This is a genomic window from Streptomyces sp. NPDC052721, from assembly GCF_040678315.1.
In the GTDB taxonomy this organism is placed as follows: Bacteria; Actinomycetota; Actinomycetes; order Streptomycetales; family Streptomycetaceae; genus Streptomyces.
Genome location: NZ_JBFATL010000050.1, coordinates 1 through 26,547 on the forward strand (window position 1 = coordinate 1; position 26,547 = coordinate 26,547).

Below are 26,547 nucleotides of genomic sequence, written 5' to 3' on the forward strand. Positions count from 1 at the left end.
AGGGCGGCGCCCCCCCGGCCCAGTGCCGGGGGCGCGCCGCCGTCTGCAGGCGCTCCGGCAGCAGCGCCATCGCGCCGCCGCCGGTCGCGCCGATCAACCGCAGACCCGGGTATTTGTCCAGCCATCCCGCGAACGCGATCATGGCCATGCCCATCGTGACGTCGCCGAAGCGGCCGATCTGCTCCACGAACCCGGTCTCGTCCACCCGTTCCGTGCCGACCGGTTCGGCCGGGGCGTGCACCAGTACCGGCACCCCCGCCTCCGCGGCCAGCGCGAAGAAGGAGTCGGCGCGGGGTGAGCCGAGCAGCTCGCCGTGCACGCTCGACGTGGTGATCAGACCGACGAAGGCCGGGTCCGCGAGGGTCTCCCGGACTCCTTCGAGGTGATCGTCGTCGCCGAACGGGTTGGCGTACACGTAGCCGCGCAACTGGTCCGGGAACCTGCGGATCAGCCCCGACATCCAGGCGTGGAAGCCACGCAGCCGGTCGCGGGGCTGGGCGTAGTTGTCGACGCCCGGCACCCGCGCCATCGCGCCGGCCCCGACGGGGCTGCCGATGATGGTCAGGTCGATCCCGGCCTCGGCGCGGGCGGCGAGCATGCCGTCGACGTCGGTCAGGCTCGGGGGCATGGGGAAGCGTTCGGCCGCTTCCGGTGGGGACAGATGCCCGTGGATGTCGATGATCACGTGTCGGTTTCCGGTTTCGGTGCGAGTGCGCGGGTGACCGCGGCACAGTCCTGGTCGCCCAGTCCTTGCTCGGTGGCGCGGACGTGGGTCTCCGCCGCGGCGGTCGCCAACGGCAGACTCAGGCCGACTGTCGCTGCCTGCTTGGAAGCGAGCATGAGGTCTTTCGCCATCAGCCGCAGCCGGAAGTCCGGCTCGTCGAAGCGGCCGGAGGCCAGGCGCCGGGACTTGAACGCCATGACCGGCGAGGCGAAGCCGCTGCCCGCGATGGTCTTGAGGACCAGCTGCCGGTCGAGGCCGCAGGCGTCCGCCAGTTCGGTGGCCTCGGCCAGGGCCTGCACCTCTATGCCCATCAGCAGGTTGAGGAGCAGTTTCATCCGCATGCCGGACCCGAGTGCGCCCAGATGGACGACCTCCTTGCTCAAGGTGTCCAGCAGCGGACGGGCGGCGTCGAAGACACGCTTCTCGCCGCCGGCGAACAGCCGCAGCTCTCCGTCGCGGGCGTGGTCGCGGTTGCCGAGCATGCCGACGTCCAGGACCGAGGGCGCCTCACCGGCGATCTGCACGACCTCGTCGGGGGCGACGGTGCTGGCGCAGATCAGGACGCCGGGGTACGGGCCGTCGGCCAGCACGCCGTGCGGCCCGTGCAGCACGGCGCCGAGGGCCTCGCCGTCGGCCACGACGCAGAGGGCGGCGCTCGTGCCCGCGACGGCGTCGGCGGGGTGGGCGGCGGCGTGGGCGCCCGCCTCGGCGAGTGGCGCGGTGCGCCGCGGGTTACGGTTCCAGACCCGGACCGGTATCCCCTGGTCGAGGAGGCGACCGGCCAGGCCGGCGCCCATCGTGCCGAGGCCGAGTACGGCGACGGGGCCGTTGACGCTGCCCGTCATGCGGACACCCCCTTGGTCTCCTTGATCACCCGGAACCGCATCGACTGCCGCTGGTCGACCCACTGGCGCAGCGGGGCCACCAGCTCCTGGTGCTCCTCGCTCTGCTGCCAGGCGAAGAAGTCCTCGGCCGACCGCCACTCGCTGGTGATCACCCACTGGCGGGAGTCGTCGACGGGCTCTCCGAGCCGCTCGACGATGTGGCCGGGGGTGTTGGACACGGACTTCCGGAGGTGCTCGTACAGATCCAGGAAGCCCTGCTCGCCGCCCTCGACCACGCGGACAGCGAAGACGACGTTCAGCTTCCCGGCCGACAGGCCGTTGTGGTTGGTGCCCATGTGTCTCCTCCTGAGTGAGATCCGGCAGGACACGACACCAACGGACTCATGTCCCTCGTACGGCTGCAACTCCGAACGGGGGAGAGGCCGGTCGGCACAAGGGGTTCACGTTCCGTCATTAGTCATTTCGAGTGACTGACGGCGTTCCGGCCGACGGGTGACCCTCCGTACGGCGGCCGGGTGACGGCGTCGCCGGAGATGAAAGGATGATCACCTTCTGAGGTGACACCGGGGCGGACCTCCCCGGGAGGGGAGTGGCGCGGCGTGCCCGACAGGCCGGCGGAAGAAGCGGCAGGCGAGGCGGCGAAGGGAACCGGTGCGGCGCCGTGCCGGGTCGTGGTGTGCCGGGACTGCTGCTGCGGCAGTCCCAAGGTGACCGGCGTCGATCACGCGGCGCAGACCGCGCGGCTGCGGGCCGAGGTGCCTGTGCGTGTCTCCGACTGCCTCGACGTCTGCGACCAGGCCAACGTCATCGTCGTACAGCCCTCGGCCGCCGGCCGGGCCGCCGGCGCGCGGCCGGTCTGGCTGGGGCTCGTCAACGACCCGGACGCGACCGAGGACATCGTCACCTGGGTGCGCGCCGGCGGCCCGGGCGTGGCTCCCCTGCCGGACATCCTCGACCTGTACGCCTTCGCACCGCCCCGGCGGCGCGCGGATCCCTGAGACCCGGGCCGTGCGCAGTCCGGTCCTGGCATGGCGCAGACCGCCGCCCGGCCGACAGCCGCCCCTCCCGCCGTCCCCGCAAGCTGCCGCTGAAGGCGATGGCTCCCCGGGGCGGTCCTCTTCGGCCTCCTCATGCTGACCCTGCCTGCTTCGTGGGCGCCGAACAGGGCGCCCCTCGGTGTTCAACGGCACGGACCGCCGCGCCGGACGGCCCGGTGCCCACCGGCCGTCTGCCGGCCGCCTTCTGGACGTACGCGGCGTTCACCGCCACCACGACGGCCGGCTTCACCACCTTCGGTGTGCTGTCGTACCACCTCGTCCAACGGCACCTGCTGACGACGGCGTGGGTGCCGGTGCTGTACGCGGCGGCCATGGCCGTGGACGCGGTGGCTGCCCTCGCCACCGGCTGGCTCTACGACCGGACCGGCCCGCGGGTGCTGGCGGTGCTGCCCGTGCTGGCCGCCGCCGTACCGGCACTGGCGTTCACGCACACCGTCACCCCCGCCGTGGCCGGATCGCTGGTGTGGGGCGCGGCGACGGGCATCCAGGAGTCCACGCTCCGGGCGACCGTCGCGGACCTGGTGCCCTCGCCGCGCCGGGCGATGGCGTACGGCGTCTTCGCCGGGGTGGTGGGCGGTGCGAGCCTGGTGGGCGGCGCGCTGACCGGTGCCCTGTACGGCTACTCGGTCCCGCTCCTGATCACGGTGGTCACCGCGGTCCAGGCCCTCGCGCTCCTCCTGCTCGCCGTCATGCGAGGGTCGGACGACCGGAGGGCCGGGCCGCACGGACGACAGGGCCTAGGAGGCCTGGGCCTTGTCGTACAGGGCCTTGACCACGTCGCCGAAGTACGGGCCGAACATCCGGTTGGGCAGGAACGTGTAGCCGAAGCTGTTCACGGAGACCTGCAGACCGGTGCCGGTCGCCTCGCTGAAGCCGGTGAACCAGGGGCCGCCGCTGGAGCCGCCCGTCATGTCGCACCCGAGGCTGTGGTCCTGCGAGAAGAGGAAGTCCTTGGAGCTGTTGCCACTGCAATAGATCAGCTTCGTGCCGTCGTACGGCGAGGCGGCGGGGAAGCCGAAGGAGTACATCGGCTTGTTGTAGCCGCCGTTGAACTGGATGCCCTGGGCGCCGACGACCGAGGTGAGCGTCCTGCCGTTCAGGGGGCTGACGACCGCGGCGCCGACGTCGTAGTTGATGTCCTCGCTCGCCTCCCACTGCGGTGTCGTGAGCGTCCTCGCCGCGGTCCACCGGCCGTAGGGCGCGTTGCCGTTGTCGTAGCCCGGCACGAAGACCCAGTTGGTGTGCCAGCTGCCCTGGTACTTCACGCAGTGCCCGGCCGTGATGACCGTGCTGGCGTTCTGACTGGTCACGGCGTTGCCGGTGCAGGAGGCGGTGCGTCCCTGGAAGGTGAAGAACACCCGGCCGGACGTGGTGGCGACGGCGCCGCCACCGGCCCAGGGGCCACCTGCCTGTGGGAAGGAGGCGAGCGCGGCGGTGGGGGCGACGGTGGTCGGACTCCCGTGGGGCTTGGGGGCCTTGAGGCTCTTGGCGGTCCGCTCGGGCAGCAGCAGGTCGAGGGGGGTGGCGCCGCGCATGCGCGCGGCGGTCCAGAAGGCGCGGGCCTTGTGCTGTTCGGCCGTCGAGGCGGTGTGGGCCGGGGCCGTCGGACCGGAGGGCGTCGGGGCCGGTGCGGCACCGGCGGTCCCGGCCTGGACGAGGCCGCCGGTGAACAGGGCTCCGACGGCCAACAGAATGCCCGCGGCAGTGCGATGGCGTCTCACGCAGGTCTCCTTCTGCCGTGCCCGGACCGGTCGGGTCCGGGCAGGGTGGGGGAACGAAGAACGGTGCGGACGGACGTGCGTGAGCAGGGTGCCACGGGGATCACGGATTGTCAGGAGCGCGTAAAAGCCGTTCCGCTGCAGGGAGTTCAGCGGCCCCGGCCGTGCAGCAGGAGGTCGGCGACCACCGGGCGGTGGTCGGAGGCCGTGGTATCGGACTCGCGCGTGCCCGTGACGGTGACGTCCGGTGAGACCGTCACGAGGTCGATGCGCTTGACCGGGTGCACCGCCGGATAGGTCTTGCCGCCGCTCGGCGCCGCATCGGCCAACGGCCCCCACAGCCGGGCCAGTTCAGGAGCGTCCGGCTCGGCGTTGAAGTCGCCGAGGAGCACCTTCGGGCCGGAGTCCTCGGCCAGGATGCCCAGCATGTCGTCGACCTGGGCGCGCCGGAGCGACGGGTCCGCGCGGTAGTCCAGGTGGGTCGCGTACACGTGCACCAAGGTGCCCCGGACCTTGACCGCCACCTCGGCGAAGCCCGGCGCGGGGGCCGGCACAGGGTCGGGCGTCTGGGTGGACAGCCGGGTGATCTCGTGGTTCCACGCGCCCCGCACCGGACAGCGGCTCAGTATCGCGACGCCGTACTGCCGCCGTTCCCCACCGGGCGTGGCCGGCGGGAGGTCGTAGACCGGCGCGAAGAAGACCCGCATCCGAAGCTTTCCGGCCAGTTCCCGGGCCTCGTCGGTGAAGTCGCTCCGGGCGCCCCAGTGCACGTCGACCTCCTGGAGTGCGATCACGTCGGCGTCCAGGTCCCGGATCGCCGTCGCCGTGCGGTCGAGGTCGAAGACGTTGTCCTGGCCGGCTCCGGCGTGGATGTTGTACGTGGCCACGCGCAACGGCACACGGGACGCGGCCGGTTCGACGCCGGTCACCCGGTCCGCCGCGGTCGCGCCGGGGGACGCGGCGCCGAGCGCGGCGGTGGCGGCGCACACGGCGGCCAGTACGTGGAGAACGGCGCGTCGGGGATTGCGGTCCACTGAATCCTCCAGAGGTGATCCTCGTAGGTCGGCCGGGCGGTGTTCCGCCTCAACACGTCGGTGCGGGCGCCGGGTCGCCCTGGCGGGTGAAGGCCGCCAGTGATGAACGCCGTGGAGGCCGAGGCGTGCGGCCTCGTGGCGGAGCGGCTCGTCCAGGTCGAACGGGAGCCGGCGATGGGGGCCGGGCATCCACGGCTGGGCGGCGCGCGCAGACAGGCGTGCATCCTGGCGACCCGGGCCCGTTCGGGCGCGTCCGGTGGCAGTGCGTGGCGCGACCGCAGAGTCAGGTCGCCGCCGGCCGCTCCGCCGTCGGCGGCCCGGCGCGGCAGCGCCGCTGCCCGCGGGTCCCGTCGCAGCTCCTCGTACGGGTGGTCGCCGGTCCCGGACCGCAGGGTGGTGAACAGCCGGAGCAGGATGCGGGTGAAGGCCGCCGTGCCGCGCGCACCGGCGAGGGCCACCAGGCCGCGTACGGCGTCGAGCAGCGCGGTCTCGGGGTCGTCCACGGCGTCGACGGCCGGTCCGCCACCGGACGCGGCTGTGTCCGCGTCTGCGCCTGCATCTGCCCCGCCGGCGGCGCCGCGGTGGCGGCCGGGGTGTGGCACGGCGTGTCGAACAGGGCCGTGCCGGGAGCCGGTATCCGCTCGATGACCCGCTTGACGTCCGCGGTCCGCTGCTGGAACCCCGCGTCGATCGGGGCCGCCGCGATCCGGCCGACGATCTCCTTGGCCTCGCCGAGATCCCGGCGCACCGACTCGGTCAGCAGACCCTCCCCGTGACCGGGGCTGAGCAGCACGTTCCGCACCGTGCCGGTACCGTCGGCGCGGGGCAGGGCCCAGGGCGCGAGCAGGAAGACCAGCACCATGCGGGCCGCTGCGACGAGCAGGTGGTCCTGCGGCCCCTGCCGGTCCGCCCACCGCGGGCGCCGTAACGCCTCCGCCCGGTCCTCCGCGCCGGAACCGGACGGCACGCGGTCACCCCTGCTCGGGCCGCGCATGCCGAGCACGGGACCCACGAGGACGAGGACGAGGACGACGGAGAGGTCCTCCCCGTGTTCCCTCAACGCGGCCTCGACGCCGGTCACCCGGTCGATCACCGGACTCCACGCCTCGGCGGGCTCCCGGCCCGTCGCTGCGTGCGGCAACCGGTCAGCCTCCTGGAGCGCTTCGGCCCGTGCCTGCTGCCGTCCCGCCGGCCCGCCGCCGTCCCCGTCCCGCCGTACCCCGCCGACCATCGGCCCCCCGCCGCCCGCCTGCCTCGTCCCGGCATGATGCCTGTCCGGGGGCCGCTTGACCACCGGGCCGTCCGTAGCCGCACCTGACGGCCCGGTCTCCGGCCGGGCCGGTACCGCAGCGCGGGCCCACGCCGGCGTCGCTCATGTCTTCGCCGTCCCCGGCAAGGCCGGATACCGGCCGTTTCTGGGTACACGCGAGGTAGGGATCAGGCGCTCAGGCAGAGGGCGATGGGTATGGACGAGGTTGCCCGGACCGGGGACCGGCGGACGGACCGTGCCGGACCCGTCATGGCCTCGGCCGCGTACGAGGGCACCCCCGCCGACATCGCGGCGGCCCGTGACCTGGCGCGCGCGTTCCTGACCCGGGTGCAGGCCGATCATGGCCTGCCGGTGTCGGAGCGGGCGATGGGCGTGGTCCGGCTGGTGGTCAGCGAGCTGGTCACCAACGCCTGTAAACACGCGTCGGGGCCGTGCCTGGTCGATCTGGAGCTGTCCGGGGACAGCGTCGGGATCACGGTCTGGGACACCGCGCCGGTGCTGCCGGTGGCCAAGGCCGCCGATCCGGGCCGGGTGGGGCAGCATGGCCTTGAGATCGTGATGGCCGTGTGCCAGGGCTTCGAGGTGCACCGGGAACCGGTCGGCAAGCGGATCACCGCGTCCGTGATGCTGGCGGACGACCCCGGGGGAGACGTGGCCGGCCGCTCGCCGGGGTGAGGACCGGTGCGCGGCCGCCGGCCTCGTCCCCGGTGGCTCCCACGGGCCACGGCGCGTGCTCCGACCGAGTGGCAGAGGAGAAACGGCGTATGGGTGGAACGGACGTCTCCCGGCCCGGCCGGGGCCGGCCCCTGGCCGGTGTCGGCGCGTCGCCCACAGGCCTGCTCGATCTGCTGAGCGTCGCCGCGGTGGTGCTGGACACGAACGGGCGCGTGGTCTTCTGGAGCCCCCAGGCGGAGGAACTGTTCGGTTACACCGCGGACGAGGCGCTGGGCCGGTTCGCGGCGCGGCTGCTGGTCCACCAGGAGCACTGGGACGAGGTGATCGCGCTGTTCGCCGAGGTCATGGAGTCCGGCACCGACTGGGCCGGGGCCTTCCCGGTCCGGCACAAGGACGGCAGTACGCGGCTGGTGGAGTTCCGCAACATGCGGCTGCTCGACGACCTCGGCGACATCTACGCCCTGGGCCTGGCCGTGGACCAGGCGACCGTGGCACGGGTGGAGCGGGGCGTCGCCCTCTCGGCACGCCTGGTCACCCAGTCCCCGATCGGCCTGGCCATCCTGGACCCCGACCTGCGGTACCTGACCGTGAACCCCGCCCTCGAACGCATCCACGGCCGCCCCGCCGCGGAACACCTCGGCCGACGGGTCCGCGACGTCCTGACCTTCCTGGACGGCGAGGCCGTCGAGGGCCGTCTGCGGCAGGTCCTGGAGACCGGCGAGCCGGTCACCGACCGGTACGTCGTGGGCCGTCCCACCGCCGATCCGCAGCGCGAGCACGCCTGGTTGGTGTCGTACCACCGGCTGGAGGACGCCGCCGGCCGGGTGCTCGGCGTGGCCACGTCCGTCATCGACATCACCGAGCGGCACCAAGCGACCATCGCCGCGAACCGGGCCCGGAACCGGCTGGCCCTCATCGCGAACGCCTCCGCCTCGATCGGTACGACCCTCGACGTGGAGCAGACGGCGCACGAACTGGCCGGGGTCGTCGTACCGGACCTGGCCGACGTCGCCTCCGTCCACGTTCTCGACAGCGTCCTGCGCGGGCGCGTCCCGTCCGTCACCGGTCCCGCCCGCTTCCGGGTCGTGGCCGCCGCCGCGGCCCACGCGTCCGAAGCGGCGCACCTGGCCGACCCGCCCGGCAAGGTCGCCACCTACGACAGTGACTGCCCGCTCACCCAGTGCGTGCGCACCCGCCGGCCCGTACTGGTGGCCGAGACCACCCGAGAGGACCTGCGGCACATCGCCCGCACCAGCGAGGCCGCCTCCCTCCCGGAGACGACGGGGGTCCACTCCTACCTGGCCGTGCCGCTCCTGGCCCGCGGAGAGGTCCTGGGAGCCCTCAGCCTCGAACGCGTCGGCACCCCCGCGCCCTTCGACGAAGACGACACGCTGCTCGCCTGCGAGCTGGCCGGCCGCGCCGCGACCTGCATCGACAACGCGCGCTGGTACCAGAGCGCGCGCAACACCGCCCTCACCCTCCAGCGCCGCCTGCTCCCGCAGCTGCCGTCCCGGCTGCCCGGCCTGACGATCGCCTGCCGCTACCTGCCGGCCGGAGCCGTCAGCGAGATCGGCGGTGACTGGTTCGACGCCATGCGCCTGCCGGGGGACAGGACCGCGCTGGTCGTCGGGGACGTGATGGGCAGCGGCATCAACGCCGCCGCCAGCATGGGGCAACTGCGCAGCGCCACCCGCGCGTTCGCCGGGCTCGACCTCGACCCGGCCGAGGTGCTCCGGCAGCTCGATCGTCTCACCGAGGACGTCGAGCACACCATCGCCACCTGCGCCTACTGCCGGTACGACCCCGAGCGGGGCCAGTGCCGCATCAGCCTCGCCGGTCATCTGCCCCCGGCCCTCGTCCGGGCGGGCCGGCCGGCGCAGCTCCTCGACCTTCCGTCCGGCGTGCCGCTGGGTGTCGGCGGCACCGCCTTCGAGACGACGGCGTTCGACTTCCGCCCCGGTGATCAACTCGCTCTCTACACCGATGGCCTGGTCGAAACCCGCAGCGACCCGATCGACGCCCGTCTCGGCACCCTTCTCGAGGCCCTGACCGCGACAGCCGGCCAGGATCTCGCAGAGACCTGCGACCGGGTCCTGGAGAGGCTCCGGCCCCCGGGAGGCGACGACGACGTGGCCCTGCTCGTGGCCCGCGCGGAGGGCTGAAGTCCTCGGCACGCGCCGCCGGCCGGCTGCTGCGCGTCGAGCACGGCGTGCGCGTGCCGGGCGGTCGCCCGGTCCGGGAGCGAGACCGGCGCGGGGAGGGCGTGGAGCCGGAAGACGTACCGGTGGGCGTCGTCGCCGACCGGGGCCGCGGGCCGCCCCCGCCCGGCTCCCCGAAGCCGTGGCGATGCGGTCGGCCGCCCAGTGGCTCTCAGCCGCGGCGACGCCCCCGGCTCGGGGATCGATGCCGGTGACGAGCCAGTGCAGGAAGGTTCCGGACGGTGCGTCCCGGTCCTCGCGCAGCAGGACCGGCTCCGCCCCGCCGTCTGGTACGCCGGACCGGGCCCCCGCACCCCGGACGCGCTCGTGCCGTCAGCCCGCCCATTCCAGCAGGCGCTCGCCCGCCTCCGGTGCCCGCAGCCGGCCGAGGGACTCCTTCTCCAGCCGGCGGACGCGCTCCCGGGTGAGTCCCACCCGGTCGGCCACCTGCTGCAACGTGCGGGGCTGCCCGTCGTGCAGCCCGTACCGCAGGCTGAGGATCATGGCCTCACGGGGTGCCAGCGTGCCCAGGGCGTCCCTCAGCTCCTCGGCGAGCGCCCGGTACTCGGCCACCTCCGGGGCCTGCAGCACGTCGGAGGCGGGGATGAGGTCGCCGACCACGGTCTCGCCGGTGTCGTCCACGGGCGTGTCGAGACTGAGGGTCTGCCGCCCGACACGGCGCAGCCAGACGACGCGCCCCTCGTCGAATCCGCTCTCCCGGGCGACCTCGTCGTCGGTCGGCTCATGGCCGAGGCGCAGGTACAGCCGCCGTTCGGCCTTCGCGAGCTTCTGCAGCTCCTCCACGACGTGCATGGGCAGCCGTACGGCACGGGCGTGCTGGGCCAGGCCCCGTTCTATCGCCTGACGGATCCACCAGGTGGCGTACGTGGAGAACTTGAAGCCCTTGGTGTGGTCGAACTTCTCCACGGCCCGGATGAGGCCGAGGTTGCCCTCCTGGATGACGTCGAGCAGGGGCACGCCCCGGTGCGCGTGCCGCTTGGCGATCGACACCACGAGCCGCAGGTTGGCCCGGATCATGTGGTCCTTGGCGTGCAGGCCCTCCCGTACGGCCGCCTCCAGCTCCCGGCGCCGGTGCGCGGCGAGGTCGCTCTCGGCGGCCTCGGCCCGTTCCAGTTCCCCGGTGGCGTGCACACCGGCCTCGATGCGCCGGGCCAGCCGCACCTCGTCCTCGGCGGTGAGCAGGGGGGTCGCGGCGATCTGGGCCAGGTACTGGCCCAGCAGATCGGGTTCCTCCCCGGTCTCCGGCACCCTGCTCCGCGGACGTGCGGAGCGGGCGGCGGCACGGCGGCGCTCTCGGGAATCCGCCGCTGCGGATCGTGCCGGCGCAGGCATGGTTCCGGCCCTCCGACTCTGTCGCTCGCTTCACTCTTCTTCTCGGCTTCCAGCGGGGTGCCGGGTACCCGGGCGGAAGGCCACGACACAGAGGGCCCCGCGGTGGCCGGCCCACCGCCCCGCGACAGCGGCGTTTCGGCCAACCCCGTCCTCGGCGCTGCTCTTGCCGGACAAGGGTCCGTGCACCCCGCATGTTCCGGGACCCGCTCCGTACGGCGGTTCGCGGTCCGTCCGAAAAACGTGTGTTCGATACCGTGGCCCGGTCGTTGAACCCGACGACGCCACCGGACGACCGCCGAGGGGGACCGCGGTGACCTGGAATCTTCGCACCGGCAGGGAAACGCCCCGCCCCGCAGCCGACGACCAGCCGTCCCGGACCCAGCTCCAGGTGATCGGCGTGCACCTCTACCTGGAGGACGAGGAGGGCAGGGTTCTGCTCGGGCTGCGTCACCCCGACTCCGCCTACGCCGGCCGGACCTGGCACTTCCTCGCGGGACACTGCGAGCGGGAACCGGCCGTCGGCTGTCTCGTCCGGGAAGCCTACGAGGAGGCCGGGCTGGTCATCGACCCGTCCGACGCGGAGTACGCGCACGCCGTGCACCTCCTCGACGGTCCCGGCTCACCGCCGCGCATGCAACTGGTGTTCCGCGTACGCCGCTGGCAGGGCACCCCGGAGGTGCGCGAGCCCGACAAGTGCCTGGCCTGGCAGTGGTGGTCGCCGGACAGCCTGCCGGAACCGATCGTCCCCTACACCCGGGCCGCGATCGACGGGATCCGCGCCGGCCGGCCGTACACGGAGCTGGGCTGGTGAGGGAGATGACCACCGCCGGGTCGCAGGCGACCCGCTCCGGCCGCGAGCGGCACCGGGAGCCGCTGGACGTCCACCTCATCCTGCGGAGGGACACCGCCGGCGCACCCGAGGTCCTGCTGTCCCGACGGGCCGGCGCGGTCTACGCCGCCGGGCTGTGGCACCTGCCGTCCGGGCACCTGGACGGACCGCACGAGGACGTCGTCACCGCCCTGGTCCGCGAGGCGCGGGAGGAGACCGGTGTCGTCATCGACCCGGCCGACGTCCGGGCCGCCGTCACCGTGCACCACCGCGCCCCCGGCGGGCGTTCCCGGACCGGCTTCTTCTTCGAGGTCCGCCGGTGGACGGGAGAGCCACGGATCGCGGAACCGGAGGTGTGCGACGCGATGGCGTGGGTCCGTCTCGACGCCCTCCCCACCCGGACGGTCGCCTACTGCAAGGCAGGCCTCGACGCGTACGCGGCCGGGGCCCGCCTCGCGGTGCACTTCCAGCAGCCGCGGGACGCGATCTTCCACGAACCCGCCGCCGACCGGCTCCACGTCGTCCCCGGCGTCGACGCCGACCCGCCGCCCGGCCGACCGGACGCCGCTGTGAGGGAGTTCACCGAGCGCGCGGTGGGCCGGATCGACACCTGGACCGACACCGGCTGGGCGCGCGCGGACAGCCGCGTCTGGCGGGCGCGCGGCGCGCACGGCGGGACCTGGTATGTGAAGGTCCATCAGAACGACCGCTTTCACGCGCGGGAGGTGCGGGCCTATCGCACCTGGGCCCTGGCACTGGGCGCCGCCGCACCCCGGCTGGTGGCGCCCGACGAAGGGCTGCGGGCCGTGGTGGTCACGGCGGTGCCCGGCCGCCCGTTGCACGGCGCGGTCCTCTCGCCCGAGGAGGGGCGCACGGCGTTTCGCCGACTGGGCGCACTGGCCCGGCTGATCCACGACAGCGCAGCCGCACGCCCCGCGCCCACCGGAGCCGATCCGGCCGTGGCGAAGGCCGACCGCCACCTCGCGGCGGCGCGGCCCCACCTTCAGCCCGGCGACGAGGAGTTCGTCCGCGCGCTGCTGGACAGGGCGGCGACACTGCCGGCGCCGGAGTGGGTGGAGACCCACGGTGACCTTCAGCTCCGCAACCTCCTGCGCGCCGACGACGGCTCCCTGGCAGTGATCGACTTCGAGCGCAGTGAGCCCGGTCCCGCCGTACGGGACCTGGTCCGGCTCGGCGACGCGTGGGTCGGGCGCCCGGACCTCCGGGAGGCGTTCTTCGCCGGGTACGGCAGGCAGCTCACCTCGGCCGAAGCGGAACGCCTGACGGTCGACTCGGCGCTGGACGCCGTGTCCGGAATCCGGTTCGGCGCCGCGCACGGCGACCCCGAGCTGGTCGAGCGCGGTCGACGCACCCTGGCCCGGCTGCGTGCCGGTGGAAAGGAGACGCCGTGAGCCGTGTCTGGGTGCCGCCCGAGCAGTACGCCGAGCAATTGACTCCTGTACAGCCCCGCGCACCAGCGGCAGATGCCCGGCGGCACGATGGAGCCCGGCGAGCGACCCAGGGGGACGGCAGTGGGGGAGTGCCATGAGGAAACCGGCATCAAGGGCTCCGGCCCGCCCCGCTGCCGGCCGCCGTCTCGCGTGCTGCCGCTGGAGGCGGGGCGACCACTGATGCCGGCCCAGGACTTCGCCCGGCTGAACGCCCTGACGAAGGCCCGCCGCACGGGCGTGGCCGAGTACTTCGACACCTGGGACTGGGGGGGAGATATGAGCGGGGAGCCGCTCTTCTCACCGGAGGTCTGCTCGCCCGGCATGCCGGCGCGGGCGTCCGTGCAGCCGTCGTCACGGCCACATGGGGCCCGGCAGTCCGCGCGCGGGCGAACTCGCCGACGCGCTGGCGGCCCTGGGCGTCCGGGAGCCGCCGCGGCTGCCCGGCTGTGCCGACCACCGGGGCCCCGCGTTCGCTCCCGGTCGGTCCCGTGGGTGCGATGTGCCGCTCGACGAGGCCGTGGGCCGCGATCCTGGCGCACCCCGGCCAGGCGGAGGGAGAGCGCGCGCTGCCCGCCTCCTCTCCCGACTTCCGGAGGAACCCGGAACCGCCCGCTCGGCACCGAGTACTGCACCCGCGTCACGCTGGGTCCGGCCGTGCCGTGAGCGCGGTGAAGCGGTCCACGTCGATGTTGCCGCCGGACGCGATGACGCCGATCCGCCGGGGCGGGTCGTCGACGCGTCCCGCCAGCAGGGCGGCCAGGGGCGTGGCGCCGCTCGGCTCCAGGACGATCTTCAGGCGTTCGAAGGCGAAGCGCATCGCGGTGACGATCTCGGCGTCGCTGACGAGAGCGATGGAGTCGACCAGGCGCTGGTTGAGGGGGAAGGTGATCTCGCCCGGGGTGGCCAGGGCCTGTCCGTCGGCGATGGTGCGCGGGACCGGGACGGTGACCCGTGTGCCGGTCTCCAGGGAGCGCTTCGTGTCGTCGCCGGCCTCCGGCTCGACGCCGATGACGCGGATGCCCGGGTGCAGTGCCGTGGCGGCGGTGGCGCTGCCGGCGATGAGGCCGCCACCGCCCACGGGCACGAGGAGAGCGTCCAACGGGCCGGTCTCCTCCAGGAGTTCCAGCGCGGCGGTGCCCTGGCCGGCGATGACGTGGGGGTGGTCGTAGGGCGGGATCAGGGCGAGGCCGCGGTCCTCGGCCAGGGCGTGGCCGAGCGCGGTGCGGTCCTGGGTGTAGCGGTCGTAGGTGACGACCTCCGCCCCGTATCCGGCGGTCGCCTCCCGCTTGGAGCGGGGAGCGTCCTCGGGCATCAGGATGACGGCGGTGGTGCCCAGTTCCCGGGCGGCCAGCGCGACAGCCTGGGCGTGGTTGCCGGAGGAGTAGGCCGCGATGCCCTTGGCCAGCTGGTCCGGGGGCAGCTGGGCGGCGGCGTTGTAGGCGCCGCGGAACTTGAAGGCGCCGATCCGCTGGAAGTTCTCCGCCTTGATGAACACCTCCGCTCCGACCAGGGAGTCGAGCGTGCGGGAGGTGAGGACCGGGGTGCGGTGGGCGATGCCTTCGAGGCGGACGGCGGCCTCGCGGACATCGGCGAACGTGACGGGTGGTGCGGTGGCGGCCATGGGTGTCCTCGAAGTGTCCTTGACGGGCGGGGAGACGGGTGGGGAGACGTGCGGGGGAGACGGGTGGCGGGCGGGGTCACCAGCCGGAGACGCGAGGCCAGTACGCCTCGATGCCGGGCGTGGGCGCTTCCGTGCCGCCGGAGCCGTCGATGACGTGGTAGCCCTGATGCTGGGCGGCGGTGGCGCAGGCGTGGTTGGGCAGGACGCGCAGGCGGGTGCCGATGGGCAGGTCGGGCAGGGCGGCGCCGTCGCGGGCGGTGAGGGTGCCGTGTTCCTGGCTGGCGGCGGTCATGACCAGGTGCGGGAGCAGCGTGCCGGACAGGTCGGTGACCAGGCCGTAGCCCTGGTCCTGCGGCTGGACGGCGGTGCCGCGGTCGCGGGACATGGCCATCCAGCCGCCGTCGGTGACGACCCATCCGTACTCGGGACGGTGGCCGATGACGGTGACCACGACCGACAGGGCGAGGTCGTCCAGGTCGCAGACCCCGAGGCCGGTCATCACCAGGTCGAAGAAGACGTAGTTGCCCGCGCGGAGTTCGGTGACTCCGGTGAGGTCGTCGGCGGCGTGGGCGGTGGGGGTGGAGCCCACGCTGACGGTGGTCACGGGCAGGCCGGCCGAGCGGAGCCGCTCGGCCGCGGCGACCGCGGCATCGCGTTCGTTCCGCGCCGCCGTGCGCCGTTCCCCGGCGGTGTAGCAGGAGTACGACTCTCCCGCGTGGGTCAGTACGCCGTCCAGGCAGCCCGCGTCGTGCAGGATGCCGGCGATTCCGGTGAGTCCGGGGGCGTCGGGCCTGAGGCCGCCGCGGTGGCCGTCGCAGTCGATCTCGATCTGGGCGGGAAGGGCGATGCCGGCCTCCCGCGCAGCCGCGGCGACGAACGTCGCCTGCTCGGTGCTGTCCAGCAGGACGCGCAGGGTGACACCGCGGCGCAGCAGGGCGATGACGCGCGGGAGTTTGCGGGGTTCGATGCCGACGGCGTAGGTGATGTCCCGATAGCCGGCGTCGGCGAACGCCTCGGCCTCGGCGAGCGTGGAGACGGTGACGGGGCCGGGGGTGCCGTCGTGCAGGAGGGCGGCGGCGTCCAGGCTCTTGGCCGTCTTCACATGGGGGCGCAGGGCGACCCCGAGGCGGTCCGCCCGCGCCCGCAGGCGGGCGGCGTTGCGCCGAGCCCGGTGCACGTCGACCACGGCGAACGGGGTGTCGGGGTCGGCCAGGCTGCGGGCGGCACGGGAGGGCTCGGCGGGGGAGGACGGAGCAGGGACGGGCCCGGTCGTCATGGGCAGGTGACCTCTCACTTCGCGTAGTTGTAGACCGTGGCCCGGGACACGCCGAGCAGGTCCGCGATGGTCTGCGCGGCGTCGCGCGAGTCGAAGTAGCCGTCCCGTTGCAGCTGTCGTACGAGTGCCTTCTTGTCCTCCCGGCTCAGCGAGCGGGGCGTGGCGGCGCGCTCGGCGGCCCGGGCTTCCACCGCCTGGCGCAGCTCGCGCGCGGTGCGGTCCCGCAAGGTCTCCAGCGGGTGGTCGCGGTGCTCGGTGTCCGTGGCCACGAGGTTGGACAAGGCCAGGGTGACCGGGGACAGGACGGACACGTCGAGGTTCAGGCACAGTGCCGCGATGTACTCGCCGGCGGTGTTCTTGATGCCGATGGAGGTGCTCTTCGCCGGGCGGCCGTCGGGGAACTGGTTGGGATAGTTCTGGATGACGCTGGGGTACTGCGGATCGGCGATGCGGGCCAGGCCCAACTCGGTGGCGGAGTCGCCCACCTGACGATCCGACAGGTTGTTCTCGATCGCGCGGATCGCGTGGTCCGGATCCCGCAGGTCGTGCAGCACCACCTCGCACAGACCGGGGAACATGCGGCCCAGCGCGACGGCGATCTTCTCGGCCTCCCGGATGAGGTGCTCGTCCGCGCTGTCCTTGTCCGCGCTGTCCTTGTCCGCGCTGTCCTCGTCCGTGCCGCCCCGTGCCACGCCATCCTCCGTAGACTTGTCGTCTATCTCTGGACTTTGAGCCTAAAGAGGGAGGTGCGGTGGGTCAACCGCGATCACTCGTGATCGGATGAAGGGGCCGAGGGCGGCACCTGCCTTCCGTTCCACCGAGGGGGACACATGACCGACCGCTCCAGCGCGGCACGCCGGTTGTGGCTGCGCGGCTTCCACCAGGCGACACCGGGCGCGCCCAGGCTGCTCTTCCTGCCGCACGCCGGCGGCTCCGCGAGCTTCTGCTTCCCCGTCTCCAAGGCGCTGTCGCCCGCGGTGGACGTGCTCGCGGCGCAGTACCCCGGCCGTCAGGACCGTCTCGCGGAAACCCCGGCGGAGTCCGTCCAGGAACTCGCCCAAGGGGTGTTCCGCGCGCTGGACGAGGAGGACGACACGCCCCTCGCGCTGTTCGGGCACAGCATGGGCGCCTTGGTCGGGTTCGAGCTGGCCCGGCTCCTGGAGTCCGCCGGGCGGCCTCCCGCGGTGGTCTTCCTCTCCGGCCGCAGGGGCCCGTCCGTCCACCGGATCGAGACCGTCCACAAGGGCGGCGACGCACGGCTGATCGACGAGGTCCGCAAGCTGGAGGGCACCGACACCGCCCTGTTCCAGGACAAGGAGTTGCTGGAGATGATCCTGCCCGCGCTGCGGGCCGACTACCGTGCGGTGGAGACGTACCAGCGCGCCCCGGGACCGCGGTCGAAGTGCCCCTTCGTCGTGCTGACCGGCGACGCCGACCCCCGGGTGACGCCCGACGAGGCCCGGACCTGGGACCAGGAGACCGACGGCCCGTTCGAGCTGCACGTGTACCCCGGAGGCCACTTCTACCTGGTGGCGCAGCAGCAGGCCGTGGTGGCCCGGATCGAGGCGACGCTACGGCGACTGGGTCCCGGCAGCGGAGCGGTTGCCTGAGCCCGCGGCCGGGACCCACCGAGCAGTGCGGGGCGGCACCGGTGGTCCGGTGCCGCCCCGCGGGGGGTGTGCGTCAGCCGAGAACCCTGGCGGACTCGATGACCACGGACTCGGTGGGGACGTCCTGGTGGCCGTGACGGCTGCCCGTCTTGACGGCCTTGATGGAGTCGACGACATCCCGGCCCTCGGTGACCTTGCCGAACACGGCGTAGCCCCAGCCGGTCGGGCTCTTCGCCGAGTAGTTGAGGAAGGCGTTGTCCGAAACGTTGATGAAGAACTGGGCAGTCGCGGAGTGCGGGTCGTTCGTCCGCGCCATCGCCACGGTGTAGTTGTCGTTCTTCAGGCCGTTGTCGGCCTCATTCTGAATCGGCGCCTGAGTGGGCTTCTGGTCCATGTCCGGGGTGAAACCGCCACCCTGGATCATAAAGCCGTTAATTACCCGATGGAAAATCGTGCCGTCGTAGTGGCCGCTGCGCACATACGACAGGAAGTTCTCGACGGTCTTGGGCGCCTCGGCGTCGTTCAGTTCCAGCACGATCCGGCCGAAGTTGGTGTTCAGCTCGACTGTCGACATCAAAAATCTCCTCATTCCGGTGGGGCTTGCCCACGCCTACGGTACGGAATATACGACCACAGGGCACATGGACCGCGCCGCAGCACCCCGTGGTTCGAACGGCCATCCGTCCGGGTTATCTCCTCAGGACAGCCGGGGTGCGTCGCCGGGGCCCGGGGGCAGGGCCAGATGGGCCAGATCGCCCGGCGGCGGCGTCGTCACCGGCCACAGCGGAGCGGCCTCCCCGTCGGCGAGCGCGGCCGGTGCGTCGGTGAGGTTCATGCGCTGACGCAGCCGGCCGTAGAAGTCCGTCGGACCGAGCCGGACCGCCTTGAGCCGGCGCGGGGCGGCGTACACGCCGATCCAGTCGCCGGGGCTCAGCACCCCGCGCAGCTGGCCGTCGATGCTCACCGCGGCCTGGCCCGACCGTTCCAGCACCCGCAGCGCGATGGGCTCGTCCGGTGCGGCCACCACCGAACGGTTGAACACCATGTGCGGCGCGACCGGCGTGAACACCAGGGCGTCCGCGCGCGGCGAGACCACCGGACCGCCCGCGGCGAAGCTGTAGGCCGTGGACCCGGTGGGCGTGGCCACCAGGAGGGCGTCGGCCGAGTAGGAGGCGAGCAGCCGGCCGGCCAGATAGACCCCGACCGACACCTGCCGGTCCCGGGCCAGCTTCTCCAGGACCACGTCGTTCAGCGCGGTGACGTTCAGGGCGACACCCCAGTCACTGCCCACCTCGCACTCCCCGCGCACCTGCGGCGGCGGCAGCAGCGGCCCCCTGCCGTACCGCAGCAGCGCCTCCATCTGCGCGGGCACCTCCAGCCGGCACGACGCCCGCAGGGTGAGGAGCATGCGGCTCTCGACGTTGATCCGCTCCTCGCGTACGGCGTCCAGCGCGTCCCGCACCGCTGTCGCGGGGACCTCCGTGAGGAAACCGACCCTGCCGAGGTCGACACCGAGCACCAGGGCGTCGTTCTCGGCCGCGAGCCGCGCACCGCGCAGGAACGTGCCGTCGCCGCCCAGGGTGACGATCAGGTCCGGGTCGCCGGCGCTGTCGACCTCCTCGCGGGCGTTGTGCCGCGCGCCCTCCTGCCACACGTCGATGTCCGCACATCCCACCGCGTGCTCGTCGCACCACGCGCGCACGGCCCGCGCGGCGGTCGCCGCCTCGGCGCGCCCGCCGTGCACGACCAGGCCGACACGGTTCACCGTCATACCCGCACACCGCCTCCCAGCCGGTTCGTACCGAGCGTCATCCTCACCGCGGACCGCGCCGGCCCGGCGCACGCCACGCCGCCGGAGCCGGCCGCGCGACTGTCCGCGCACGTCCGGCGCCGACCCAGGCATCCGGCTTTCCGTGCGCCTCCTCCGCTTTCCGTGTACCTCCGCGAGGTTCCGTGCACCTCCGCCGCGCGTGTGACGGCGGACGCACCGGGGAACCCGGTGTCCCGGCGTCCGGTCCGTGCCGGTGAGTACCGGCGCCGCGCCCGTGCCGATGGGCACCGGCGCCGCGGCGGACGCCCCGACCACGTACCGCAGACAACCGGGGGAATCCCATGCACAACCGACACAGCACCCGCGTCACAGCGGCGGCCCTGGCCGCGATCGCCGCCACCCTGTCCCCGGCGGCCGTCCAGACGGCGAGCGCCACCTCGGCGGAGGCGGCCCCGGCCGCCACGGCTCCTGCTGCCAGGGCCCCGGCCTGCACGCCGGAGGCGCTGGAGGCGACGGCGTACCAGGCCGCCCACCGGCCCCCGGGCACGGGCACCGGAGCGGCGATCGTCCAGTTCACCAACGTCTCCGCGCGGGCGTGCGTGCTGCGGGGTCATCCGGCGGTGGCCGTGGCCGGCAACGGCTCCCCCGAGCGCTCCCTCCCGCTGAAGGTGACCCGCAAGGGCATCGCGGCCCCGGTACGGGTCGCGCCGGGCGGCAAGGCATGGGTGAAGCTGACCTTCGTCCAGGTGCAGGGCGAGGCGGAGGGGTACTGCGTCTCAGGCGCCACGCCCTCCGTGTTCCCGACCCTGGTGGTCGGCCTGCCCGGCGCGGGAAAGCACCAAGTCGCCCTGGCGGACGGGGAGATCGCCGAGTGCGACAACAAGGTCACGGTGACGGCGGTGTCGGCGACGCGCCCCTCCTGAGCGCTCTCTCGTCCGCCCGCTGACCGTACCGTCGTCCGCGTCGAGGAACGGCTCCAACAGGCCCAGCAGCGCGTCCGGACGGTCCGGCGGGATGACGTGGCCGCAGTCCGGGATCAGGTGTCCCGTCAACCAGTCGGCGTACGGCCGCAGTTGGCGTTCCAGTGCCCGGCCCACCGGGCGGGCGCCGATCGTCAGCGCGGGGACGGTGAGGCGGGCGCCGGCCACGGCCTGACGAATCTGCCGGGCGCCGGCGGGCGGGGCCCGGCACGCGCCGAACGCGGCCCGCAGCGCCTCGGTCCCGGTGTACGCGCGGACGAACTCGGCACGGACGCCCGGCGTGCACTACCGGCTCACCGAACTCGGCCTGTCCCTCGAAACCGTCCTCGCCGCCGTCCGGAACCGGGCAGAGGAGCACATGGCCGAGGTCGACCCGGCGAACGAGCTGACCGGCGATCAGGCGGCGTGAACCGGCCGGGGTCCCCCGGGGTGTGATCTCCTCCCTTGCGGCCGTCGTGCCGCTCCTGTGAGTCTCCCGTCGAACGATTTTCCGAAGAACTGTTATCGGCACCGCACCGAGCGGTCTCCCAGGTAACGGACAGCATCGTTCGGCGTCGAGGACAGGGAAGCTCTGATGAGGACACAGCACACGGTGGATGCGGCGGCACTGGTGAACGCCGCCCGAGCGGGAGACCCGGCGGCCCAGGACGCCCTGGTCAGCGCCTACCTCCCGCTGGTCTACAACATCGTGGGGCGGGCCCTGAACGGTTCGGTCGACGTCGACGACGTGGTCCAAGAGACCATGCTCCGGGCCCTCGGCTCGCTCGGCGACCTGCGGACCCCCGAGAACTTCCGCTCCTGGCTCGTGGCCATCGCGATGAACCGGGTCCGGGCGCACTGGCAGGACCGTCGACTCGCCCCGGGCGCCGTGGAGGAGACCGGCGACGTCGCCGACCCCGGCGCCGACTTCGTGGACCTGACCATCGTCCGGCTCCAGCTGTCCGGCCAGCGCCAGGAGACCGCGCGCGCCACGCGCTGGCTGGAGCCGGACGACCGGGAAGTGCTCTCGCTGTGGTGGCTGGAGTGCGCCGGTGAACTGACCCGGGCCGAGGTCGCCGCGGCCCTCGGGGTGTCGCCGCAGCACACGGCGGTCCGCGTGCAGCGGATGAAGGCGCGGCTGGAGGCGGCCCGGGTGGTGGTACGGGCGCTGGACACGCGGCCCGCCTGCGACGAACTGCGCGCCGTACTGGCCTCCTGGGACGGCCTGCCCTCCGCCCTCTGGCGCAAGCGAATAGCCCGGCACGCCCGCGAGTGCCCGCGCTGCGGCGGCCTGTGGAGCGGCCTGATGCCCGCGGAGGGACTGCTGGCCGGACTGGCGCTGGTCGCGGTGTCGTCGACGCTCCTCACGACGACACGGTCGGCGACGGCCACCCTGACCGCGACCACTGGAGCCGCCCCTCAGCCGACCCACCTGGGCCCCGACACGAACGCGGGCGTAGACGGGTCGGGTTACGGCGCCGCCGGGCCGGACCAGGGCACGGTCGGGTGGGGCGGCCACGGGGCCACGGGATCGGGACAGGGCGCCGCCAGGGCGGATCATGGCGTCGGGGGGTCGGGTCAGGGGACCGCCGTCGGTTCGGATCACGGGACTGTCGGGTCGGGCCATGGGGCCATGGGAACGGGGCAGGGCGCCGCCGCCGGGTCGGATCACGCGGCCCTCGGAGCGGACCCGGGTACCGTCGAGTCGGACCTGGGCACCGTCGAGTCGGCCCCTGGCACCGCCGGGTCCGGCCCTGGCGCCGCCGGACCCGGCGTCGGCGGTGGCCGCCCCGGTGACCCCGTCGGACTGCGGGCCTCTCGGCGTCGTACGAGCGGGCGCGGCGAAGCGCGGCGACGGCGGCGGGTCCGGCGCCGGGCCGTCGGGGGTGCCGTGGTGGCGGCCTGTGTGGCCGGCGGCGGCCTGTGGTACTTCGGCACCGACTCCGGACCGGCGGACACCAGGGAGGCGACCGCAGCGCAGACCGCCGGCGCCCCCGTCGTGGACCTCGCGGAACCCAGCGCCGTCGAGACCTCCTCGTCGCCCTCGGCATCCGCGTCGCCGTCGCCGTCCCCGTCCCCCGCGAAGAAGAAGCCGAGCGCCTCCACGAGCCCCCGCCCCACGCGCAAGAGCACCACTCCCCAGGCCGAGCCGGCCGCGCCCACGACTCCGCGCGCCTCCCGTACCGCGCCGGCGCAGCCGGCGCCCACCGGCACGGTGGCCCAGGTGGTCGCGCTGGTGAACCAGGAGCGCGCTGCCGCCGGATGCGGCCCGGTCACCGAGGACCCCCGACTGGACACCGCCGCCCAGGGCCACTCCGACGACATGGCCGCACGCGGCTTCTTCGACCACGCCGACCCGGACGGCGACGGCCCCGGCGAGCGCATCACCGCGGCGGGCTACCGCTGGTCCACGTACGGCGAGAACATCGCGAAGGGCCAGCAGACCCCGCAGGCGGTGATGGACTCCTGGATGAACAGCCCCGGCCACCGCGCCAACATCCTCAACTGCGCGTTCAAGAACATCGGCGTCGGCGTCCACGACGGCTCGGGCGGCCCCTGGTGGACCCAGGCCTTCGGTGCCAAGCTCTGAGCCCCGGTCAGGAGCGGGGAGCGCTGCCCGGCGTGTGACTGAAGGCGCGCCCGAAGAGGTCGCCTGAACGCGCCGGCCGAGGACCAGCCGCACCGGTGCGCCACGGCGGTCACCGGCGTGTCCTCGGCCGGCAGGACCAGACAGCGTACGGTCGCTCGCCCTGACCTCCCGGCCGGCTCGGCCAGGGTGCGGCCGTCGGGCGATCGGCGCGCAGGATGTCGCACAGCGCGCGCAGCACGGGTGACGCGGGCGCCGGCAGGTGCAGCGGCTGCTGGGGCGAGAGCGCAGCTGGTCCGGCAATACCACGCGCAGCCGCGCCCTCGGCCAGGACTACCTGCCCTCACGGGTCGGCACCGCGGGCGGCATCACCCTTGGTCTGACCGTCAGCATCGGCTGGCCCCGCAGGTCCGGATGCCGGCGTCGAGCCGGCTGCTGTTCCGCACGCTCCCCGAACCCGCGGGGCCCGGACGGGCCGCCGCGCCGCCCGCCGACGCTCAGCGGGCCGTGCCGAAGTCCTGGGTCCAGTAGCTGCCGGGCTGCGCGAGACCGACGCCGATCTCCTTGAACCCGCAGTTGAGGATGTTGGCCCGGTGACCCGGGCTGGTCATCCAGCCCGCCATGACCTGCTGCGCCGTGCTGTAGCCGTAGGCGACGTTCTCGCCGTAGCTGCTCCAGGTGTAGCCGGCCCGTGTGATGCGGTCGCCCGGGGACGAGCCGTCGGATCCCGTGTGCGACATGTTCTGGTGGGCCGCCATGTCGTCGCTGTGGGCCTGCGCGGCCTTGGTCAGCGTCGAGTTCAGGGTCAGGGGCTGACAACCGGCCTTGGCACGCTCGGCGTTCACGAGCCGCACGATCTCGGCGGTGACCCCGGAGGCCGTGGCGGTGGGCGCCGGGCTGCTCGGCGCGGCGGGGGCCGCGGAGGCGGGGGCGCTGGCGGCGGGGGCGGTGGCCTGGGGCGTGCTGGGCGCGGTGGTCCGCCTGACCTTGTGGGCCACGGCCTTCTTCTTGTGCGACTTGTGCGAAGGCGCGTTCTTCTTGGCGTGCCAAGGCGTGCTGGGCCGGGTCGTCGGATGCGTGGTGGCCCGGGGCGTGGGCGGCACGCTGATCTCCGGCGCGATGGTCAGCGGCGCTGCGGTGGCGTAGCCGTTGCTGTCGTGATCTCGGGGCGTGTACTGCCACTGCCCCACGGGTGCGCTCGTCGCGGTGGTCTGCGCCGGGTCGTCCGTTCCGTACGGCCACTCGGAACAGGCCAGGGCGACGGATGGCACGCCCACGGCGCCGATGGCGGCGGCGGTGACGACTATTCGCCGGTAGTGCTTGGTCTTGCGGTGCTGGCCCATACGTCAACCTCACTCGGTGATCGCGGAGCGCTCATTCTCAAGACGGCTTCACGCCGAGTGCAAAGGGCGTTTCTACTACCTTGCCTCGTAGACCTGCGCGGCCCTTGCCAGGCGGGCCGAGAGATGCAGACTTCGCAACCGCGATGTTTGCGCAACGCTGTCGGATCGTCAGAAGCGCGTTGCGGCTGACAATGCGGCGAGGTGCCGTGCGGCGCGCGTGCCATGGCTCGAACCGTGACGCGCGGCTACGGCAAGCCGGACAAATCCCATATGTCGCGGGAGTGGCGTCTACTATCCGCACCGCTTAGTCGTCGGCCCCGCTGTGACGGATGTCACCTCTCGCCAGGTCGCCGTCTTGTAAAGACGGCGAAACAGCCGGGCAATACCGCGGCACGAACCTTCCTGCACTGCCCCGGGCCGTCCGGGCGCAGCGCAGGCAAAGGGGAGCGCCGTGACGGAGATCGTCGACACCCAAGCGCCACCGGCCCCGCCCGGCGGTCGTACGTACAACGGCTGGACACAGAACGACACGCTGGAGGACTACTCGCTGCGCTACGCGCCCAAGTCCTTCCGCCGCTGGTCGCCGTACGTCGTCGCCACCACGGCCCTCGGCGGTATCGCCTACCTCGCGGACTTCGCCATCGGCGGCTCGATCGCCGTCTCGCACGGCTTCTCCAGCGCCCTGGTGGCGATCCTGACGGCCGCGCTGGTCATCTTCCTCACCGGCATCCCGATCTCGTACTACTCGGCGAAGTACTCCATCGACATGGACCTGCTGACCCGGGGCGCGGGCTTCGGATATCTCGGCTCGACGCTCACCTCGGTGATCTACGCGAGCTTCACCTTCATCTTCTTCGCCCTCGAAGGCTCCATCATGGCGCAGGCGCTGGAACTGGGCCTGCACATCCCGCTCGCTGTCGGCTACGTCATCTGCTCCCTGGTCATCCTGCCGCTCGTCGTCCACGGCATGACCGCCCTGTCGAAGATGCAGGTGTGGACCCAGCCGGTGTGGCTGGTGCTGATGGTGGCCCCGTTCGTGTCCATCGCGATCCAGGAGCCCGGAAAGTTCTCGGAGTTCACGCACTTCGCGGGCGACTCGCCCACCGGCTCGACGATCGGCGTGCTCGGTGTCGGGGCGGGCGCGGGCGTCGCGCTGTCGCTGATCGCGCAGATCGGGGAGCAGGTCGACTATCTGCGCTTCATGCCCGACAAGACCCCGGAGAACGGCAGGCGTTGGTGGGCCGCGGTGCTCGGCGCCGGCCCCGGCTGGGTGGTCCTCGGGGCGCTGAAGCAGATCGGCGGCGCCTTCCTGGCCTTCTACATCGCCGGCAGCGTGGGGCTCGGCAAGGCCAACGAGCCGATCCAGCAGTACGTCCACGGGTTCGGGACGTTCGCCGCGCCGGTCGCCCTGGGCCTGGCCACCTTCTTCGTCATCCTCTCCCAGGTAAAGATCAACTCGACGAACGCGTACTCCGGTTCCCTGTCCTGGTCGAACTTCTTCTCCCGGCTGACACACCGTCACCCCGGCCGGGTCGTCTACATCTTCCTCAACGTCGGCATAGCGCTCGCCCTGATGGAGGGCGGTGTCTTCGGCTTCCTCAACACCGTCCTCGGCTTCTACTCCAACGTGGCCATCGCGTGGATCGGCGCCGTCGTCGCCGACCTGGTCGTCAACAAGCCGCTCGGTCTGAGCCCGTCGTACATCGAGTTCAAGCGGGCGCACCTCTACCACTTCAACCCGGTCGGCTTCGGCTCGATGCTGATCGCCTCGGCGGTCTCCATCGCCGCGTACTTCGAGGCCTTCGGCGCGTACGGCAGGGCGTTCTCGCCGTTCATCGCGCTGTTCCTGGCCATGGTGCTCTCGCCGCTGTTCGCGGTGCTCACCCGGGGCCGCTACTACATCGCCCGCACCGACGACCTGTCCGAGCCGCTGCTCGGCGCGGACGGTCTGCCCTCGGCCGCCGTCCTGACCTGCTCGGTCTGCGCGACCGGCTTCGAGCGGCCGGACATGGCCGCCTGCCCCTTCCACCAGGGTGCGGTCTGCTCGCTGTGCTGCAGCCTGGAGAAGGACTGCCGCGACTCCTGCAAGGGCGCCACGGGAACACCCGGCCCGGTCTCCCTCGCCCTGCCCACCGTGCGGTCCGGTGACGGTCCCGGCCCCCGCTGACCACGCGCGGCGGCCTGAGCAGATGCCTCCGGCCGCCGCGCACCCCTGTCCGGTCGCC

At 73.1% G+C, this 26,547-nt stretch carries 23 protein-coding genes and 5 pseudogenes; 13 read left to right on the forward strand and 15 right to left on the reverse strand.

Annotated features, from left to right (window positions below; genetic code table 11):
- The 3 genes from AB0L21_RS33760 to AB0L21_RS33770 form a co-directional block, all read right to left on the reverse strand.
- Positions 1-685, reverse strand: a 685-nt coding sequence (locus AB0L21_RS33760; RefSeq protein ID WP_365788133.1) for an amidohydrolase family protein, incomplete at its 3' end; no start/stop codon positions are given.
- A complete protein-coding gene (locus AB0L21_RS33765; protein ID WP_365788134.1) occupies positions 682-1,569 on the reverse strand; it encodes an NAD(P)-dependent oxidoreductase in 888 nt (295 codons plus the stop codon). The genes AB0L21_RS33765 and AB0L21_RS33760, both read right to left, overlap by 4 nt.
- Complete coding sequence (locus AB0L21_RS33770) at positions 1,566-1,904, reverse strand: antibiotic biosynthesis monooxygenase family protein (RefSeq protein ID WP_365710672.1); 339 nt, start codon at positions 1,902-1,904, stop codon at positions 1,566-1,568. The genes AB0L21_RS33765 and AB0L21_RS33770 overlap by 4 nt, the downstream gene beginning before the upstream one ends.
- A 264-nt stretch (positions 1,905-2,168) precedes the next feature.
- On the opposite strand from AB0L21_RS33770, the gene AB0L21_RS33775 reads away from it, so the two are divergent.
- Both AB0L21_RS33775 and AB0L21_RS33780 read left to right on the forward strand, forming a co-directional pair.
- The gene (locus AB0L21_RS33775) at positions 2,169-2,567 is read left to right on the forward strand and encodes a hypothetical protein (protein ID WP_365788135.1); all 399 of its coding nucleotides are present in this window, start codon (positions 2,169-2,171) and stop codon (positions 2,565-2,567) included.
- 98 nt (positions 2,568-2,665) lie between these two features.
- Positions 2,666-3,310, forward strand: a pseudogene (locus AB0L21_RS33780) (MFS transporter); the annotation flags it as partial.
- Between the two features lie 54 nt (positions 3,311-3,364).
- Here AB0L21_RS33780 and AB0L21_RS33785 read toward each other — a convergent pair.
- The 3 genes from AB0L21_RS33785 to AB0L21_RS33795 form a co-directional block, all read right to left on the reverse strand.
- Complete coding sequence (locus AB0L21_RS33785; protein WP_365788136.1) at positions 3,365-4,348, reverse strand: peptidase; 984 nt, start codon at positions 4,346-4,348, stop codon at positions 3,365-3,367.
- Positions 4,349-4,494: 146 nt separating this feature from the next.
- Positions 4,495-5,379 carry an endonuclease/exonuclease/phosphatase family protein gene (locus AB0L21_RS33790; RefSeq protein WP_365788137.1) on the reverse strand — a complete coding sequence of 295 codons (885 nt, stop codon included), beginning with the start codon at positions 5,377-5,379 and terminating at the stop codon, positions 4,495-4,497.
- 283 nt (positions 5,380-5,662) lie between these two features.
- Positions 5,663-6,520: a hypothetical protein gene (locus AB0L21_RS33795; RefSeq protein ID WP_365788138.1), complete on the reverse strand. Its 858-nt coding sequence runs from the start codon at positions 6,518-6,520 to the stop codon at positions 5,663-5,665.
- Positions 6,521-6,844: 324 nt separating this feature from the next.
- Here AB0L21_RS33795 and AB0L21_RS33800 point away from each other — a divergent pair, with 324 nt between their 5' ends.
- A complete protein-coding gene (locus tag AB0L21_RS33800; RefSeq protein ID WP_365788139.1) occupies positions 6,845-7,324 on the forward strand; it encodes an ATP-binding protein in 480 nt (159 codons plus the stop codon).
- Positions 7,325-7,413: 89 nt separating this feature from the next.
- Entirely contained in the window at positions 7,414-9,486 is a 2,073-nt protein-coding gene (locus AB0L21_RS33805) for a SpoIIE family protein phosphatase (RefSeq protein WP_365788140.1), read from the forward strand.
- Positions 9,487-9,855: 369 nt separating this feature from the next.
- Here AB0L21_RS33805 and AB0L21_RS33810 read toward each other — a convergent pair whose 3' ends face one another.
- Positions 9,856-10,875: a sigma-70 family RNA polymerase sigma factor gene (locus AB0L21_RS33810; protein WP_365788141.1), complete on the reverse strand. Its 1,020-nt coding sequence runs from the start codon at positions 10,873-10,875 to the stop codon at positions 9,856-9,858.
- Positions 10,876-11,185: 310 nt separating this feature from the next.
- On the opposite strand from AB0L21_RS33810, the gene AB0L21_RS33815 reads away from it, so the two are divergent.
- The 3 genes from AB0L21_RS33815 to AB0L21_RS33825 all read left to right on the forward strand — a co-directional run bounded on the left by AB0L21_RS33815 (position 11,186) and on the right by AB0L21_RS33825 (position 13,818).
- The gene (locus AB0L21_RS33815; RefSeq protein ID WP_365788142.1) at positions 11,186-11,686 is read left to right on the forward strand and encodes an NUDIX domain-containing protein; all 501 of its coding nucleotides are present in this window, start codon (positions 11,186-11,188) and stop codon (positions 11,684-11,686) included.
- 5 nt (positions 11,687-11,691) lie between these two features.
- Positions 11,692-13,116 (forward strand): phosphotransferase, encoded by a 1,425-nt coding sequence (locus AB0L21_RS33820; protein ID WP_365788172.1) that lies wholly within the window; start codon positions 11,692-11,694, stop codon positions 13,114-13,116.
- Between the two features lie 87 nt (positions 13,117-13,203).
- Positions 13,204-13,818 (forward strand): hypothetical protein, encoded by a 615-nt coding sequence (locus tag AB0L21_RS33825; protein ID WP_365788173.1) that lies wholly within the window; start codon positions 13,204-13,206, stop codon positions 13,816-13,818.
- Here AB0L21_RS33825 and AB0L21_RS33830 read toward each other — a convergent pair.
- The 3 genes from AB0L21_RS33830 to AB0L21_RS33840 all read right to left on the reverse strand — a co-directional run bounded on the left by AB0L21_RS33830 (position 13,793) and on the right by AB0L21_RS33840 (position 16,744).
- A complete protein-coding gene (locus AB0L21_RS33830; protein WP_365788143.1) occupies positions 13,793-14,776 on the reverse strand; it encodes a threo-3-hydroxy-L-aspartate ammonia-lyase in 984 nt (327 codons plus the stop codon). The genes AB0L21_RS33825 and AB0L21_RS33830 overlap by 26 nt on opposite strands.
- A gap of 76 nt (positions 14,777-14,852) precedes the next feature.
- Positions 14,853-16,052 (reverse strand): alanine racemase, encoded by a 1,200-nt coding sequence (locus tag AB0L21_RS33835; RefSeq protein ID WP_365788144.1) that lies wholly within the window; start codon positions 16,050-16,052, stop codon positions 14,853-14,855.
- A gap of 14 nt (positions 16,053-16,066) precedes the next feature.
- Positions 16,067-16,744: a PAS domain-containing protein gene (locus AB0L21_RS33840; RefSeq protein WP_365788145.1), complete on the reverse strand. Its 678-nt coding sequence runs from the start codon at positions 16,742-16,744 to the stop codon at positions 16,067-16,069.
- A 138-nt stretch (positions 16,745-16,882) separates the two neighbouring features.
- Between AB0L21_RS33840 and AB0L21_RS33845 the strand changes: the two genes are divergently transcribed.
- Positions 16,883-17,662, forward strand: a complete 780-nt coding sequence (locus AB0L21_RS33845) for an alpha/beta fold hydrolase (protein WP_365788146.1) — start codon at positions 16,883-16,885, stop codon at positions 17,660-17,662.
- A gap of 73 nt (positions 17,663-17,735) precedes the next feature.
- Here AB0L21_RS33845 and AB0L21_RS33850 read toward each other — a convergent pair whose 3' ends face one another.
- Entirely contained in the window at positions 17,736-18,236 is a 501-nt protein-coding gene (locus AB0L21_RS33850; protein WP_365710312.1) for a peptidylprolyl isomerase, read from the reverse strand.
- A gap of 123 nt (positions 18,237-18,359) precedes the next feature.
- Entirely contained in the window at positions 18,360-19,433 is a 1,074-nt protein-coding gene (locus AB0L21_RS33855) for an NAD(+)/NADH kinase (RefSeq protein ID WP_365710310.1), read from the reverse strand.
- A gap of 341 nt (positions 19,434-19,774) precedes the next feature.
- Here AB0L21_RS33855 and AB0L21_RS33860 point away from each other — a divergent pair, with 341 nt between their 5' ends.
- The gene (locus tag AB0L21_RS33860) at positions 19,775-20,356 is read left to right on the forward strand and encodes a DUF4232 domain-containing protein (RefSeq protein ID WP_365788147.1); all 582 of its coding nucleotides are present in this window, start codon (positions 19,775-19,777) and stop codon (positions 20,354-20,356) included.
- 33 nt (positions 20,357-20,389) lie between these two features.
- Here AB0L21_RS33860 and AB0L21_RS33865 read toward each other — a convergent pair.
- A pseudogene (locus AB0L21_RS33865) lies at positions 20,390-20,692 on the reverse strand (alpha/beta hydrolase); the annotation flags it as partial.
- Here AB0L21_RS33865 and AB0L21_RS33870 point away from each other — a divergent pair.
- Positions 20,688-20,822 (forward strand): annotated as a pseudogene (locus AB0L21_RS33870) (transcriptional regulator); the annotation flags it as partial. The pseudogenes AB0L21_RS33865 and AB0L21_RS33870 sit on opposite strands and share 5 nt — an antisense overlap.
- 165 nt (positions 20,823-20,987) lie before the next feature.
- A complete protein-coding gene (locus tag AB0L21_RS33875) occupies positions 20,988-22,982 on the forward strand; it encodes a sigma-70 family RNA polymerase sigma factor (RefSeq protein WP_365788148.1) in 1,995 nt (664 codons plus the stop codon).
- Between the two features lie 7 nt (positions 22,983-22,989).
- Here the strand turns inward: AB0L21_RS33875 and AB0L21_RS33880 are convergent.
- Positions 22,990-23,303 (reverse strand): annotated as a pseudogene (locus AB0L21_RS33880) (AraC family transcriptional regulator); the annotation flags it as partial.
- On the opposite strand from AB0L21_RS33880, the pseudogene AB0L21_RS33885 reads away from it, so the two are divergent.
- A pseudogene (locus tag AB0L21_RS33885) lies at positions 23,302-23,510 on the forward strand (MFS transporter); the annotation flags it as partial. The pseudogenes AB0L21_RS33880 and AB0L21_RS33885 sit on opposite strands and share 2 nt — an antisense overlap.
- On the opposite strand, the gene AB0L21_RS33890 reads toward AB0L21_RS33885, so the two are convergent.
- Positions 23,477-24,322 (reverse strand): CAP domain-containing protein, encoded by an 846-nt coding sequence (locus AB0L21_RS33890; RefSeq protein WP_365788149.1) that lies wholly within the window; start codon positions 24,320-24,322, stop codon positions 23,477-23,479. The pseudogene AB0L21_RS33885 and the gene AB0L21_RS33890 overlap by 34 nt on opposite strands.
- A 451-nt stretch (positions 24,323-24,773) precedes the next feature.
- Between AB0L21_RS33890 and AB0L21_RS33895 the strand changes: the two genes are divergently transcribed.
- Positions 24,774-26,489 carry a hypothetical protein gene (locus AB0L21_RS33895; protein ID WP_365788150.1) on the forward strand — a complete coding sequence of 572 codons (1,716 nt, stop codon included), beginning with the start codon at positions 24,774-24,776 and terminating at the stop codon, positions 26,487-26,489.
- The last annotated feature ends 58 nt before the right edge of the window (positions 26,490-26,547 follow it).